The following is a 15959-nucleotide window of genomic DNA, read 5'->3' as shown; positions in this document are numbered from 1 at the left end:
TTTTAACTTTCCTCCAGATGGAGCATCAGGGTCAGGATGGCGCCGAGCACCACCAGAAACACGCCGATATCGAAGAGCATGGGCGATCCCAGCACGGGGCCACTACCGCTGGAACCAACCGGCCACCACAGGCCGGTCAAAAACGGGTGGCCGGCGAGGGTGGCCACCACGCCTGATGTGATGGTCAGCAACAGGCCCCAGGCCATGCAGACCAGCGGATCGATGAAAAGGGCCTGTCTGACCGCCTGGGGTCCTTCGGTGATGGCGAACAGGGAAAATCCGGTTCCGGCCACCAGGGCCGCGGCAAACCCGCCGCCCGGGGCGTTGTGACCGCGAAAGAGCAGGTAAACGGAAAACACCAGGATCAAGCCTACCAAAAGGCGCGTGGCCACGCGTAAGATATGCGATCCCATGCTTTTACCTCCTTCGCCGGGCGATCAGGGCGGCCCCGGCCAGTCCCGCCGTGGCAACGACGGTGATTTCACCCAGTGTGTCCAGGCCCCGGAAATCAACCAGGATGACATTGACGATGTTGCGGCCGTGGGCGATCAGATAGCTGTGGTGTTCAAAAAATTCGGTCAGCTGCAAATCGATCGGGCCACGGGTCGTGGCCAGACAGAGCAGGGCGATCACTGTTCCACTGGCAATGGCCACCAGGGCATTGGCGGCTTTGGTCCACCCGGCCCGTCTGGTCGGTTTGGCCAGGGGCGGCAGTCGCCACAGGATCAGGGACACAATAATGAGGGTCAGGGTTTCCACCAGCAGCTGGGTGAGTGCCAGGTCGGGTGCGCCGTAGATTAAAAACACCAGGGCCGCGCCGGAGCCGACGATTCCCAGCGCGCAGACCGACAGCACCCGGTGACGGGTGGCGAGCACCACAGCGGTGGCGGCGGCCATCAAAAATACCAGTATCCATTGGGACAGGGGTAGCCGCGGCAGGGGGATACTGCCGAGGATCGCACCGTTTTTCTGCCAGACACCGATGGTGGTCAGGGTGAACACGGCAATGATCGTCAGCAGGTAGCCGTACAGCGAGCCGCTTTGGAGCCGTCCGGTCGTCCAGGCTGCGGCACGGCCAAATCCATGCAGGGCCGCATCATAGGCGCGCTGTCCGGTGAGGGGCAGTCGCCGTGTGGCCGCGGTGATCCAGCGCTGCAGGGAGGGGCGTAAGGCATAGAGCCCGGCCCCCAATGTCAGGGTGGCGATACTGAGCAAAAGGGGCGTGTTGACCCCGTGAAACAGGATCAAACGGACCGATTCGCCGCCCCTGTGAAAGGCCTGTACCGCCGGCTCGATCATCGCAAGCGAGACCCAGCCGGGAATCAGGCCGAACAGCAGGCACAATCCGCCCATGACAGCGGGCCCTACCAACAGGGGCCAGGACGCTTCGGTGACCGATGCCAGGGGCAAGGGACGCTTGCCGGCAAACGGTCTGATCAGTAAAAAACCGGCCACGGCGGTCATCAGGGCGTTGGCCAACAGGGTTATGCCTGTGGCGAAAACCGGGAAGAGTTCTTCGCTCAGGGCGCCCTTGTACATGATTTCTTTGCCGATAAAGCCGAAAAACAACGGAAACCCGGACATGGACAGGGTGGCCGCGGCCACGGCCAGGGCGGTTATGGGCATGGCCCGCCAGAGCCCGCCCAATTGATCGCAATGCCGGGTGCCGGCCTGGTGGTCGAGGTTGCCCACGGCCAGAAACAGGGCCGCCTTGTAAAGGGCGTGAACCAATACAAACGTGGCCGCGGCGGTCAGTGAAGCGACATTGTTGCCGCCCAGGAACATGGTCAAGATGCCCAGGCCCATGATCGTGGTATAGGCCAGAACACGTTTGAGATCACACGGCGACAGGGCCTGGATCGCTCCCCACAGGGCCGTGATGCCGCCGATGATGACCAGGCTGGACATCCACAAGGACGTGCCGCCCATGAGCGGATGCAGGCGCATCAACAGATAGATGCCGGCCTTGACCATGGTGGCAGCGTGCAGAAAGGCGCTGATGGGGGTGGGGGCGCACATGGCATTGGGCAGCCAGAAGTGGAAGGGAAACTGGGCGGACTTGGTCATGGTGCCCAAGAGAAAGAGGATCAGAATCGGCGTGTACAGCGGATGCCGGTGTAGCGGATTACCAGCGGTCATCCAGTCGCTCAGGGTGAGCGATACCCCCGCGATTTTGAGCAACAGGATTCCCACCAACAGCGCCAGACCGCCCCCGCCGGTGACCAGCAGGGCCTGACGGGCGCTGTCACGGGCCGCCTGGGTCTCGTGATCGAAACCGATCAACAGAAAGGAGAACACCGTGGTGGCTTCCCAGAAAACGAAAAGCAGCAGCAGATTGTCGGCCGTCACGATGCCCAGCATGGCCAGCATAAAGGCCTGCAGAAAAACGAAAAACCGACCGGTCTGCGACGATCCGGGCAGGTAGGCGGCGGCATACAGGGTCACGAAGAACCCGGCGCCGGTGATGATCAGGGCGAACAGCAGACTCAGGCCGTCCAGCCGAAACCGCCAGGCAAGGTCCAACTCGGTAATCCAGGGCCGGCTGATCAGGAACACCTCACCCTGGATCACCCGCGGCCAGAGGGTGCACAAGGCCATGAAAAGGATCAGCGGGAGAATGGCCCACAGCAATCTTGGGCCGCCGGATCCGTCATGGGAGGATGATGTGTGCGATGTCGGCATGGCCATCTTATTGAGATAGGAAAAGGGGGCGATCCGCCGATTTGATGGTTTCCAGCACTGTATCGCCCAGCAGTTGCTTGACCAGCGTCTTGTGCACGCTGTTGCCCATGACGATCAGGTCGGCATCGATGCCCTGGGCGAAGGGCATCAGATTGGTGCGGGCCTGCCCCTTGACCAGATCGGTGCGGACATCGAACCCGTGCGCCTTGCAGAAATCAGCGGCATGGTCCAGCAGAAACGGTTCGCTGCCGGCCCCCTCCTCGAAATGGACGATATGCAGTTTGACATCAGGCCAGGGTTTGAGATGAAGGAAGTGGCGGATGGCCTTGGCCGACTCCATGGAGCCGCTGTAGGCAATTAGTACCTTTTTAACGGGGCGATACGTGTCCGCCACGGCCAAAATCGGCCTCACCCCCTGGGTGACCAGCTTGATGATGGCCTTGTTCGGGTCGGAGACAAAACCGTAGTCGAACATGCTGCGCAGTCCGAAAATGGTCAGGTCGTTGTAGCGGGCCTCGGCGATCATGGCCGTGAAGGGGTCCTGCTGTTCGTATTCAATGCGCCGGCAGACCACATTCTGGTCGTTGCAGCTGTTTTTGAAAGCTTCAACGGCCGCTTCGATTCCCTCGCGGGTGACCTGTGTTCTGCGCGCCCGCATCCGCCGCGCATAGTGACCGGCGCCTGCCGGAACCGGACCCAACTTGCCCAGCTTGGTCATATCCACCACGGTAACTCCGGTGGTTTGCGCCTGGTGACGCTTGGCAAGCTTTGTGGCGCAGTGGGTGCTGACTGTCGTGAATGGTGTCCCTCCCAAGCCGACCAGGATTCTTTTTATCATGGCTCACCTCTCCTTCGGCGGCATGGTGTCGCTGGGGATTGCCGCCATGCTTGTAAATAGTCCCCATCCAGAAATGGCCAATTTGCCCGATATCGGCGTTGCGCGAAAAATTTTATCCTCGGAATATCAACTATATGCCTGTGGTAAAATTTTTCTTCGCGCCTTGATCTCGACCAAATTTTCCTATTTCTGGATGGACACTAAATAAGGGCATCAAACCGAAACTACTGCTTTTGTCAGTCTGGATTCTTTCCCCGGTGATGTCAAGCACTCAGGGGTGCGGGGAATCCTTCGTTGCCTTGCGATCAATCGGCCGTGGATTCGCCGGCGCCTTCTTTAGCCGGTGTCTTTTCGGGCGAAGGGGCGGCGACTGCCGGTGTCTTTTCAGGGTCGACGGGCTCCTGGACCGATGGTTCGGCCGGTTGTGGTCCCCGCATCGACCGCACCCGCCGTGCGGATTTGCGGGCCAGTTCGGCCTGCAGTTTCACGGCGGCCTCTTCGAGGCTGGGGGCCATGACGACGGCGTCCTCCAGGGCCATGATCATCCGTTTCAACTGCGGAATTTTCAGTTTACCGGCTTCCTGCAGGTAGACCGGCTGAATATACAACAGCGAACCACTGGTGGGTTCGATGATCATTTTTCCCAGAATCACTTCCGAGCCTTCCTGATTCCACAGCGTGAACTGTTCGGAAATGATTACATCCTGGTTGACCAGGCTATGGATCTGCGCCGGGCCGTAGACCTGCTGGTTGCGTGGAAACAGGTAGGTGAAAAGCTTGCCGTAATTGTCTCCGTCACTGCCGGCAATCATCAGGGCGCGCAGATTGTCGCGACCGAATGGAGAAAGGGGCATGAACAGCAAAAACTCCTCTTTGCCCGGTTCGATCAGGTCAAGGGTCAGATGGTAGGGATCGGCCGGCACCAGTTCCCGGCCCTGGGGCAACTTGGAGAATTCCCATATATCTTCCTGGCGGTAGAATCGCTCCGGGTTCATCTGGTGGTAACTGGCATAGATGGCCACCTGGGTCCGGAAAATGTCCTTGGGGTAACGGATGTGATTGCGGATGGCTTCCGGCATGTCCGCAAGCGGCTTAAAAACACCGGGATACATCCGGCGGTAGGCATCGATGATCGGGTCGCCGGTGTCGGCGATGTAATAGGATACCGTGCCGTTATACGCATCGGTAACGATTTTGGCCGCGTTGCGAATATAGTTGTAGCCTTCCTCGACCGGCTGGGCCAGCGGATAATTGTCGGCCGTGGTATAGGCATCCTGAATCCAGAACAGTCCATCCGGTGTGGTGACAATATACGGGTCCTGATCGAGCCTTAAGAACGGCGTGATATACGTCGCCTGATCAATGATGTTGCGGCGGAACAGGATCCGGCTTTTTGCATTGGTTTTGGTGGTGAAAAAGATATTGCGGTCTTTGAAATAATAGGCAAACAGCCCTTTGCAGAGAAGCGAGTTGACGGACACGCCACCGGTGCCCTTGTAATTGACGATGGCTTCTTCATCTTCCATGGGTTGGCCGATTTCTCCGGCGTCATTGGGGGCCAGTACGTACGGTTTGTCGCCAAGCCCATAATAAATGGCTGACTGGTTAATGGTCAGGCCATAATCGGAGCGGGGGGGGATATCCTTGATAAACCAGGTCATGAACTCGTCACCGGCCTGGGCGGCCGGAATCATGGCCACGCCCTGGCCATGGGTGTATTGAAGATGGGTGTTGACCCAGTTCTGGGCCGACTGGGGGAGTTTGCCGGTCTCGATTTCCCGGGCGCCCAAATAGACCTGCCGATAACTATCCTCCACCGTGTAGCGGTCCACGTCGATGGTAGGAAAGGAATAGTAGGTGCGGATGCCCTGCAGTTCCTCGTAGACATTGCCCAGCATCTCGCGGTCCCAGACGGGAATGTTCTGCAGCCGGCGAATCAGGTCGGGATCACTGGCATCGAAGGCCAGTGTCGATGAGGTCTTGAATTCCAGTTTTTTTACCGCATCAAGGCCGAATGCCGCCAGTGTGGCACGGATGCTGGCGCCGATATACTGCTGCTCGCGAATGATCTGATTGGGGGCCACGACATATTTGCGGACCGTGTCGGCAAAAAAGCGGGCGTTTTTAGCCGTGAACATGACAATAAACAGCAGCGCGAACACCCCGACGATTTTCCAGCCTTTTTTACGGTTTACGGCAATCAGCAAGGCGATACCCGTTGCTGCCAGAGCGATTACGGTCAGCCAGATGAGCGGCAGGATGATTCGCATTTCAACATACCCGGGACCGGAAAAAACCGGAAGGTTCACGGTTTCGTAGAGCAGGTCGTAGCGTTCGAGCAGAACTCCCCAGCACAAGACGCCAACGATGATCAGGGCCAGTATATTGACATGCACCCGGGCGCCTTGCGGAAGCGACGTATCCGAGGAGGCCAGCAAGCGGTGTTCATACCAGTAGAGAAACAGCACCGCCAAAAAGAGAATGACCGCAACCAGGAGAATCTCCTTTTGGAGCAGATCATAAATCGGCAGTGAGAACAGGTAGAAACTGATATCTTTGCCGAAAAGCGGATCGAGCGTGCCACTGGACCGGCTGTAAAGAAAGAGCAGGGCCTTTTCCCAATTGGAAAACATGGGGATGGCAATGGGCAGGGCCAAAATCAGGGAAAAGGGCAGGTAGAACCGCTGCAGTCCACGGTACATGCGCTTGACCAGATCTTTTTTGTCCGGCTCGTGGTCCACTTCGGCGGAGCCCACAAACCGGGCCGCAATCCAGAAATTGACGTAAAAGAAAGCGAAAAAAATTACCGTAAAAAAGGCAAACACAGCGTAGCGGTAGAGCCAGCGCATGAGAATATACACACTCAGTCCCTGGGATTGGAACCACCAGAAATCGACCACGGAATCGACGAAAACAAAATTGAGCAGTATCATGACAACAGCCAGGGCCAAAAGGATCGCGGCGGTCACGAGCAGTTTCTTTTTCCAGGATTTCATATGGGGTGTGGCTCCTTCCTAAAGCCGATCGTTACAGTTAGAATCGTTATTTACTTGTCATTCACCGGTTGGCACTTGGCCAGATCCACTCTGATTTTGCGTCGGATAATATAGTAGGATGCCGATATCGTGATGATCAGTGCGGCGATACCCAGGATTACGGTGCTGTTGTATTCCTTGAAGTCCAATATTATCACTTTGCGGGCGATGGCAATAAGGGCCACCTCCAGGACGATTTCCGAGTGGACGATTTTATCCTGTAAATAAGCCTTGATGGTTTCCAGCAATTCAATGCCGATTAAAATCAGCAGAAAGAAACCGAACAGCTCCAGCAGCTCGTCAATTTCCAGAAAAAACACGGGCGGGCTGACAATATCCTTGATCAGCAGATAGCCGAGCTCGATCGTTGAAATCAGAATGATGACAGCCATCATGTAGATCAGCGACCGGATGATCAGGTGCTCAAAGGTTCTCAACCATTTGGTCATATGGACCTCCATCAAATCGAAGTGGCTGGACAGATAACATAAGGCAATTTAAAGGATGAGAAAGGTCAGCCACAACACTGCCGTAGGCAACAGCGCCGCCAGAAAGATACCGCCGGGCGAGACCTCCTCGTCGAAATGGGACTTCAGAATACTGAGGCCGGCCGGGTTGGGGGCGTTGGCAATGATGGTCAGTCCCCCGCCGGCAACGGCGCCGGCCACGACGGCGTATTTCATTCCCTCGGAGAAACCAGGGACCAGGGTGCTGAGAAAGGTGATTGCCGCGTTGTCGTTGAAAGCGGTCAATACCGTGGCGCCGAGCATGAGGGGGATTTCACTCAGGTTCCCCAATACCGGCTCGATCCACCACCCCTGCAAGCCGCCGTGGATGACCAGCCCGCCGAGGAAAAAGCCCACCAACAGGGCTGGTTTCAAATTAAGCCGGTTCTGATAGGGCGATGTCACCTGGGCAAACCCCAGAAAAAAAGCAGGCCCGGGATAAAAAAAGGCGGATAGTGGGCGTTGACGATGGTCCAGCCCATGAAGGCGATATGCACCAGGGTTACCCACAGCGGTACCGGATCATCCCGCCGGTCCCAGTCCGGATCGATGAATTGCGGGCGTTCATCCGGTGGCAGCAGGCCGGGAAGGCTGCGCCGCATACGGCGCAGCTGAATTTCCTGATTGCGTTCGGAAAATGCCCGGCGGGCCAGATCCGGATCGACGCCTTTATCTTTAAGATCCGTCAGCACTCTTTCCTCCAACCGCCGGGTGAGATTCCGGGAGGCTTCCTTCAGTTTGTCTCTAAAGGCATCCACGAAGTGGAACTGGCCTTCCAGGCGATTCATACAGTCGTCCATCATGGTTTCCATGTCCGCCCGTTTAAGATAGCGCTGCTGAATCTCGTCTTTGAGATTGTTCAGGGCAAAGGCTTCCTGCAGGTCTTTCAGCTCATTCCGAAATGCCAGGAAATAGACCAGGTTGGCCCCCAGCATACCCAATACGGCCTTCCAGCCGAAGTGGCTGAGCATGAATATCGTGTCCCACTTCCAGGGCGTGGCGACCATCAATACCGGCGGTGCCGCATAACTGGTCAGGGTGCCACCCACCGATATATTGACGAAGAGCAGCCCCAGCGTGGCGTATTTGAATTTTTTGGTCGGGGAGAGGGCGTAAAATTTTTCGGACAGCAGCATGGCGGCAATGGTCATGGCCGCCGGCTCGGTGATGAACGAGCCCAAAATCGGGCCGATGGTCAGGATCGACCACCACCAGGCGGCCAGACTGCCACCCAACACCCCGGCGATCTTCCACATGAGTGTTTCCGATACCTGCAGTATCGGCCGCGTGGCGGCCAGGGTCATGATGACCACGACAAACATGGGCTCGGTGAAGTTGACTTGATACAGAATATAGCTTTTTGCCGTGGACCAGTCGAAAAACAGCACGATAACGCCTACCAGGGCGGCGGCCCAAATGCCAAACACGGCTTCCACTTCTCCAAAAAAATGAAAGAGCTCGGCCCCGTGGTGCACGGATTCTTTGGGAACCAGCCCTTTTTTAATTTTTTCTTCATGCGCATGGGCCCAGCGGTGGGCGATGACCATGAACCGGCCAGTGAGAAACGTGTGGATGATGGCGCACAGAAAAATAAAGGATGCCAATAAGTTAAAAGGCTGCTGCTGGATTCGGTGGCTGAGGATGCCGGTAATGCTGTTCATGTCACCATCACCATAGTTATCCAGGCGGGGAGGAAAGGGCGGCGCGTCCGTAGGCGGACCGCCGGCGGCACAGACGACTCCGACCACGGTAAGCGCTATAAAGAAAAGGAGAATACCGTTCTGGAGCGTTTTATTCATGATGCCGATCCTGTCTCGGGTGCGGGGTCGCACACCGCTTACGATTGAATGGGGTTGCCATTATTCAGTCAAGGCCTTGTAATCCACGGCATTCTGAAAATCAACGCCACAAGGGCAGAGAGCATGAACAGCATCGCCCCGCCCATATGGGTAAAATTGGCGATCATCAGCATCTCGAACGGGAACTGAATCCCCGGCAGATTTTTAATTACCATGAGGATTCCCGTTGCCAGGGTCAGGGCCAGCAACGCGCCTCTGATTTTGCCGGAGCGGGTCAACCGTTTTGCCGGTGAGTTTTTCACCAGCCGGAAAACCATCATACAATAGATTCCGATGCACAGCAGCAGGCTGCCGGCCAGGATATGAACATTGACGTTGGTGAAAAAATTGCCCGACCACTGCAGCCCGGGGACGTCGGCAATATAATACCGTCCGTACAAAGGCATGTTGCCGAAACCGGTGAACAGCGCCACGATTGCGGTCAGCGCGTAAAGTGCGTTAAATAAAGGATGTCGTTTACTCGTCTGCATTGGCTCCTCCTTTCTCGCCATCATCGCCTTTGCCGAGACTGAGAAATCGGGCCAGGGCACCGGCCACACCGGCCACCGGGGCGATGGCCAGCGCTATCGCCATGGTGTTGGCCGGGGCCATGCTGTCGGCAACGGCGTTCAGGTGAGGAGAGCCGGGGCCTTTTTCGATAGCCTGGTTCAGAACATCGAAGGGCACCGGTGAGACGTAAATGGTATTGGTGCCCCCGTTTTCCGTTTCGCCGTAAATAAACCCGTCGATCTCTTTGGCCAGCCGATGGGCCTTGGCCACGATTTCCGGCCGGGGACCGATTTCCTGGACCTCCTCGGGGCAGACTTCCACGCAGGCCGGCAGCTCACCAGCCTCGATGCGATCGTAGCAGCGATCGCACTTGTACATGACGCCGTTGCCCGCATACTGGGGCAGCAGATTCAGGTGCAACCCCACACCGGACTGCCGCTCGGGGATACGCCAGGGGCAGACCGCCTTGCACTTGGCCCCGCCCATGCAAACGTCCGGATGAATGCGCACGATACCATCCGAGCGGGTATAGGCCGCGCCAAAAGGGCACAGATTGCTGCAGGGGGCGTTGCGGCAATGCATGCAGCGCCGGGGGATGTTGATTTCAAATTCCTCACCATTGTAATTGCCGAAGGCCTGCTGGATAAAGAGCCAGTTGTAGGGGGTCAACCGGTCGTCGACAGCTTGTTTTTCAGCCGATGACCAGTCGGCGACTTTAACCTTGGCCCGGGGCAGCATGTCGGGCATGGGACCTTGGGGCTGCGGAAACTTTTTTGCATTGACCTCCCGGCAGGCGTCGACGCAGGCGCCGCAGGCAATGCATTTTTGAAGATCCAAAAGGGTGCACCACTGTGCGTTCGCGGCGCCGGCCGATCGGACGGGAATGCTGGCCGTGGCCGTTGCTGTCGCGGTAACTAGACCGGCCTTGAGAAACGTGCGTCGGGATATTCGTTTTGTCATCAGCGACCTTTCCCACCCTTTACATGAAAGATTGAATATTTTTGAGTCGGCTGGCCATGTCCTGCAGGCGGCTGGACAATACCCGGATGAAACTTTTAACATCCGGCGTATGCTGGCCGTCGAAAGTAATGGCAATGCCGGCAAATCTGAAATCCACGGGAATGCCCCGGACATCGATGGGATTCTCTTGAAGAATTTTCATGACCCGGTTCAAGGCTTTTTTGGAATCGTCTCGTTGGATCAACGGCAGAACGGCTATAATGGTATTTTTACCCAGTTGGCCGACAATGTCCACTTCGCGGAATGTTTCGGCCAACAGGGCCAGCACGGACTCCATCAGGATTTCGTTGGTGATCAGTCCGGCCTTGACTTTTCTGCGAGGCTTAATGTGTACCATGGAAAAGGCCAGTGCGGAAAAAAAATAGTCATAGCGGTTGGCGCGGGCAATTTCTTTTTCCAGAATAAACGCCATGGCGCTGGCCTTGATCACCCCGGTGGGCATGACCCGGTTTGTCTCGCGCTCTTTGATCAGCTGCTTTTGGTGGGAGATTTCATCTTGAATGCGCTTGTAGTCATTTTCATCGATCTCACCGGATTCAACCTTTTTACGGACAATCTTGAGAATTTCACCGAGTTCATCATGCTCGCTGACGCTTTGCTCCAAGGTCTGAAGCACACTGAGTGATTTGTGCGGCTTGGCTGGACCACCACCTTCGCCATCTGGCCCACGGGATTTCTGCCATTCTTTGCGCATCTGGTCCATGATGGCGTCCATGCGCGAGTTGAGACGCTCCTCGAGTTTGACGATGACATCGTCGCCCACATTCATTTTGCTCAGCTGACCGACGATTTTGGATTCGATGCTGCCGACCACCTGCTTCAAATGCTCGGGATCATCCTTGTCCTCGGCTTCGTCCATGGCCATGTGACCGCCCACCTGCTCCACATAACCGGCCAGGATGTCGGCCAGCATGTCATCATCACCGGTCCCTTTTCGAATTTCCGAGGCCAGATAAATCAGCTGGGCGGCTTGCTCCGGATTTTGTTTGAATTCGGCGATCAACTGATCGCCGTCCACGCCGATCTCTTCTCCACTTTCCTGGAGAATATTGGCCAGGCTTTCGCTCTGAAGCTCCTTACTGAGCTCCTGGACCAGCTCCAGATACTGGGTGTGGGTCATGCCCTCTTCGATCAGGGCGGTTTTGATTTTGGGCAGCAGGCGTTTGAGTTCGGCGGCTTCGGGCAGCAGTCGACGGATGATCTGGGCCATGCGGGACGGTGTAATTTTGCCCTGCTGGTATTCGTCTTTGATCAACTCAAGGAGCACCCGGTCGGTGAGGTCGTTGGCATTTTCCAGGATTGCCGCTTCGTTTTCGTAGGCCACGCCCATTGCCTTTTGGGCCTCGATGCCCTCCAGCAACTGCTTTTTCATATCGAAGACGGCTCCGGCCAGATCGGCCAGGGCCACGTCGCTTTTGCCTTCCAGGTGTTTTTCCACCTCGATGCGCATGACTTCCAACTGCTGAAACAAGAGGTTGCCGGGCCCACCGGTACCTCCAGCACCGCCCGCTTTGCCGCCTTCGCCTTTTCCTGCCGGACCTGAGGCTTTTCCGGCACGCCCATCCCCCGCGCCCGTTCCCTCACCGGTTCCCAGTCCCTGACCGATGCCGGAGCCGCCACCCGCTGCCTCACCGGTTCCCGGTTCCTGGACGGTACCGGAGCCGCCACCCACGCCCTTTTCGCTTTCGGCGGTATGGGCCAGGTCGGCTTCAATCATATTTTTGGAAACGGCAGCGGGATTGGACATGAGGGATTCGATATTGAGGGTCTTGGCAAACTCCTCGGTGAGGATGCTTTCCAGCAGGGTGTCCATGAACATTTTGCGGTTTTTGGCCTCATCCTCATCGGCCATCATCTGGGTCACGCCCTTGAGCGCATCCCGGGCGACGATTTCGTCATCTTCGGTGACTTTTTTGTAGCGCACATGGTTGACCTTGATACTGGTCACGCCACGGGCGAAAATGGCTTTTTTGAACCCTTCGGCATGCCCATAGCGGTTGATGTTGACGAATACCTCGAGGAAAACCTTGATTTCCCGTTTCTCAAGACCCGGCTCAATGGAAATGGATTGAATGCCATTGTTTTTAAAAACATTTACCAGACGGGAAACATTGAGCCGGGGATCCAGGGGCTCTTCATCGACGAAAAACTCCTCGCGGTTGAGAATAAATACCAATGGATTAATTATTTCGACCAACTCCAGCGCACCCGCATAGAACATGTCGATGGACTGCTCCACAAATGGATGGCCCGGCTGATACATCATCGATCGGTTGAATAAAAGGGCAATGGTTCGACCGAACTGGGCGAGTTGTCTTTTGGTGGCGGCATCTAATGGCATGGTTTCCTCATCGGGGTGAAGGACGAATCATTTGCTTTTGATAGTGTTCCAACTGCTTGGCGAAATCACGGCATGAAGGGTACCGTTCATCCGGTTCAAAGGCCAGGGCATCGAACACGATTTCATCCAAAGCGCGGTTGGCCACGGGATGAACCTCGGACGGGCGCTTTTGAAAAATCCTGTCTTTGAGGGAAAGCTTCATTTTAAGCAGATCCATGGCCGTCTTGTATGGCGGATAGGGGAGGCGGCCCATGAGCATTTCCAGCATCATCACCGCCGCACTGTACATGTCGGCACGACCGTCCACGGTTCCGGACAGGATCTGTTCCGGTGCGATATAGATCGGGGTCCCCAGCAGCAGGTGATCGGATTTGCTCTTGGTTCGGGATACCCGGGCCACACCGAAATCCGTAATCAGCGGGCGTTTGGAATGGTGTTCGATCATGACGTTATCGGGTTTGATATCCCGGTGGATAATATCGTTGTCATGGGCATAGGCCAGGGCATCGAGAACTTTCAGCATGAGCGAGATAATGGTGGGAAGGGGCAGAAATCGTTTGGAGGGCACGATATTTTTTTGAGCCTGGCTGATATAGTAGGACAATGGGTTTCCCTGGACCAGTTGCATGGTGAAAAAGAGAAAGTCTTCAGTCTCACCTACTTCGTAAATGGGAATGATGTTTGGATGGGCCAGAATCGCCGCTGATTCGGCCTCCTGCTGAAAAAACGCGGCTGATTTTTCGGTAAGCAGCGATTTGGGCAAAATCTTGACCGCAATCTGACGCTTGAGCGATTTTTGGAATGCCAGGAACACGGCGGACATGGCACCATGTCCGATTTTTTTGATTAAGACGGACGTTCCCACCTGCTGGCCGGCCAGGTGGTCCAGGTTGATATTTCCGATGCTTGTTGGGGTCAATTTATAAAATTTCCGATCCTCGGCAAAAGCATGCCCCACACGGCGTTCGTGATGTGTTCTCACATCCCGATACCGTCAATCGTGGCCCCGCAGTTGCGGCAACGCCCCGCCTCCATAAGTTTGGACGTAATCTGAAACCCCCGCCGGGCGATAACGGTCTGTCCACACCCCGGACAAAGCGTGTCCTCCCCCCCCTGGCCGGGGATATTGCCTGTATAGACATATTTCAGCCCGGCCGCGATACCGATATCTCTCGCCTTAAGGAGCGTTTCCACCGGCGTCGCCTTGCGATCCAGAAGCCGGTAGGTGGGATGGAACCGGCTGACATGCCAGGGGGTTTCGGTGCCCAATGCCGTGGCGATGAACGCGGCCAGCTGGCCGAGTTCATCCGGATCATCATTGAGGCCGGGAATCACCAATGTGGTGACTTCCACCCAGATACCCAATTCCTTCATTCGCCTGAGGGTCGCCTTTACCGGCGCCAGGCGTGCCCCGCACAGTTTTTTATAAAAGTCGTCGGTATATGCCTTCAGGTCCACATTGGCGGCGTCCAAAAACGGGTGGATGCGCATCAACGCCGCATCGCTCATGAATCCATTGGTAACGAAAACGTTTTTAATCCCGTTGGCATGGGCAAGTTCGGCGGTGTCACAGGCAAATTCGAAAAAAACCGTGGGTTCGGTATAGGTGTAAGCAATGGTCGCGCATTGCCGCTGCTTCGCGGCCGCCACCACCTGCTGGGGGGTGCCCGGATCACCAGCCACCATTCCATCACGGTCCGCCGGCATTTGGGCAATATCGGCATTTTGGCAGAAGCGGCATTTGAAATTGCAGCCAACCGTGGCGATTGAAAAAGAACGACTGCCGGGCAACACGTGAAAAAGCGGTTTTTTTTCAATGGGGTCGTCGCCGGCGGCGATGAGGCGCCCGTAAACCTTGGTTTCCAGCACTCCATCGCAATTTTCGCGAACCCCGCAGATTCCTCGTTTGTGGTTGCCGATCACGCATTGGTGGCTGCAAAGCAGGCAGCGCACCTTTTGATCGGGCATGGTTTCGTAGAGCCACGCTTCCATGAGAAAAGGCTCCTTATGGTTAACATGGTTGGGCGAATTTTTTACGACAGCATTTGAATGCTTATAACCTATCTAATTCAAATAGATATTTGGGTGTCTTGTCAATATTATATTCAGTTGGCGGTATGGATCAGATGGAACCGGATTGCCGGCAACACGCGTGAGTGAAAACCGGCGCGTCGTTCAATGGGAAAACAACGGGAGCCGTCGTCCAGTGCTGCTGATACGTTAGATGGGTAATACGAATAGATGACATCATCCCGCCGCATCCGGCTGCACCGGCGGCAATCTGGCCGACTTTTTTGGGCTTGTAGCGGATGGCCAACGGGCGGGTGCGGAATCGGGGAACCAGGGTGACCACCATCCCGGCAAAGGTACCGAATGGAAAGCGCTGAACGATTCCTGAGCCTTCCAACTGCTTCATCCAGGCGCCCCAGGGACCTGGAAACTGACACACGGTGCGCCAGCGGACCGGTACTGGCCCCAGTAATTTACGGGCCATGCTTTTGATTTCCCAAACACTGAAAAAGTTGGCGCGATTGTAAATGGTGGGGGTAAAAATGCCTTTCACCCGTCGGCCGATGCCGGTTAACGCATACCGGTTGAGCACACCGATGAACACTCGGTCTTTGGCCACCCGGAAGGCTTCCTCTAATGCTTTTGAGGGGTCGTCAACGAACTCAAGGGCGGTAAACAGGCAGGCATGGTTGAATGAATTGTCATCAAAAGGCAAATCCTCGGCATATCCTCGGTACAGGGAAACGCGGTTGCCTAGCGTTTCGGACATCATATCAAGCATATAGGGTGAGGGGTCGATGCCGGTGACATCCAGTCCGCTCTCGAGTAAAGGGATACTCGATGCACCCGTTCCGCAACCGATATCCAGCACCGATTCCCCTTTTTCCGGAGCCAGCATCCCCATCATGAGGCGGCTTTCCAGATCGGCGGCCAGACGGTTTTTGCGTTTTAGCAGCCACTCGTCGTAACGCTTGGCATCATGAAAATCGAATACATAACCCATAGCCATACCGTGTATGCGATTCAGGTGGGTTTATCAAGCCCTAAGCTTAAAGTCGGGTGAATCCCTTTTAAACCATACCGATTTTCGTATCAATTGAGCTTATGGAAATATATTACTTGATCATCAGGTTACAAGTTGATTGTATGAATTCCCATATCATTTATGGATTGGAGGCT

12 protein-coding genes and 1 pseudogene are annotated in these 15959 nt (G+C 55.9%); 1 reads left to right on the top strand and 12 read right to left on the bottom strand.

The features are described from left to right. Window positions 1-2 precede the first annotated feature (2 nt). Genes Dvar_RS39590 through Dvar_RS39580 form a run of 3 tightly spaced genes read right to left on the bottom strand, consistent with a single transcriptional unit; the run spans window position 3 to window position 3520 of the window. Window positions 3-413 (bottom strand): MnhB domain-containing protein, encoded by a 411-nt coding sequence (locus Dvar_RS39590; RefSeq protein ID WP_419658970.1) that lies wholly within the window; start codon window positions 411-413, stop codon window positions 3-5. 4 nt (window positions 414-417) lie between these two features. Continuing rightward, a complete protein-coding gene (gene mbhE, locus Dvar_RS39585) occupies window positions 418-2682 on the bottom strand; it encodes a hydrogen gas-evolving membrane-bound hydrogenase subunit E (protein ID WP_419658969.1) in 2265 nt (754 codons plus the stop codon). Window positions 2683-2689: 7 nt separating this feature from the next. Further along, a complete protein-coding gene (locus Dvar_RS39580) occupies window positions 2690-3520 on the bottom strand; it encodes a universal stress protein (RefSeq protein WP_419658968.1) in 831 nt (276 codons plus the stop codon). On the opposite strand from Dvar_RS39580, the gene Dvar_RS39575 reads away from it, so the two are divergent. Beyond that, on the top strand, window positions 3519-3728 hold the full coding sequence (locus Dvar_RS39575; protein ID WP_419658967.1) for a hypothetical protein: 210 nt from the start codon (window positions 3519-3521) through the stop codon (window positions 3726-3728). The genes Dvar_RS39580 and Dvar_RS39575 overlap by 2 nt on opposite strands. A 97-nt stretch (window positions 3729-3825) precedes the next feature. On the opposite strand, the gene Dvar_RS39570 is transcribed toward Dvar_RS39575, so the two are convergent. From Dvar_RS39570 to Dvar_RS39530, 9 genes and pseudogenes are all read right to left on the bottom strand, one after another. Further along, window positions 3826-6516: a UPF0182 family protein gene (locus tag Dvar_RS39570; RefSeq protein WP_419658966.1), complete on the bottom strand. Its 2691-nt coding sequence runs from the start codon at window positions 6514-6516 to the stop codon at window positions 3826-3828. Window positions 6517-6566: 50 nt separating this feature from the next. Next, window positions 6567-7004, bottom strand: coding sequence for a phosphate-starvation-inducible PsiE family protein (locus Dvar_RS39565; protein WP_419658965.1), 438 nt, complete (start codon window positions 7002-7004; stop codon window positions 6567-6569). Window positions 7005-7052: 48 nt separating this feature from the next. Next, window positions 7053-8722: pseudogene (locus Dvar_RS39560) on the bottom strand (putative Na+/H+ antiporter). 206 nt (window positions 8723-8928) lie between these two features. Further along, a complete protein-coding gene (locus Dvar_RS39555) occupies window positions 8929-9390 on the bottom strand; it encodes a FeS-binding protein (RefSeq protein WP_419658964.1) in 462 nt (153 codons plus the stop codon). After that, window positions 9377-10369: a 4Fe-4S dicluster domain-containing protein gene (locus Dvar_RS39550; protein ID WP_419658963.1), complete on the bottom strand. Its 993-nt coding sequence runs from the start codon at window positions 10367-10369 to the stop codon at window positions 9377-9379. Before Dvar_RS39550 ends, Dvar_RS39555 begins: the two co-directional genes overlap by 14 nt. 19 nt (window positions 10370-10388) lie before the next feature. Next, a complete protein-coding gene (locus Dvar_RS39545; protein WP_419658962.1) occupies window positions 10389-12770 on the bottom strand; it encodes a hypothetical protein in 2382 nt (793 codons plus the stop codon). Window positions 12771-12777: 7 nt separating this feature from the next. Beyond that, the gene (locus tag Dvar_RS39540) at window positions 12778-13752 is read right to left on the bottom strand and encodes a serine/threonine-protein kinase (RefSeq protein WP_419658961.1); all 975 of its coding nucleotides are present in this window, start codon (window positions 13750-13752) and stop codon (window positions 12778-12780) included. Then, window positions 13749-14762 carry an AmmeMemoRadiSam system radical SAM enzyme gene (gene amrS / locus Dvar_RS39535; protein ID WP_419658960.1) on the bottom strand — a complete coding sequence of 338 codons (1014 nt, stop codon included), beginning with the start codon at window positions 14760-14762 and terminating at the stop codon, window positions 13749-13751. The genes Dvar_RS39540 and amrS overlap by 4 nt, the downstream gene beginning before the upstream one ends. A gap of 130 nt (window positions 14763-14892) precedes the next feature. Further along, window positions 14893-15783 (bottom strand): class I SAM-dependent methyltransferase, encoded by an 891-nt coding sequence (locus Dvar_RS39530; RefSeq protein ID WP_419658959.1) that lies wholly within the window; start codon window positions 15781-15783, stop codon window positions 14893-14895. Window positions 15784-15959 lie beyond the last annotated feature (176 nt).

It is taken from the genome of Desulfosarcina variabilis str. Montpellier (genome assembly GCF_048565275.1).
Classification (GTDB): domain Bacteria; phylum Desulfobacterota; class Desulfobacteria; order Desulfobacterales; family Desulfosarcinaceae; genus Desulfosarcina; species Desulfosarcina variabilis.
This window is presented reverse-complemented; position numbering and strand designations above follow the sequence as displayed.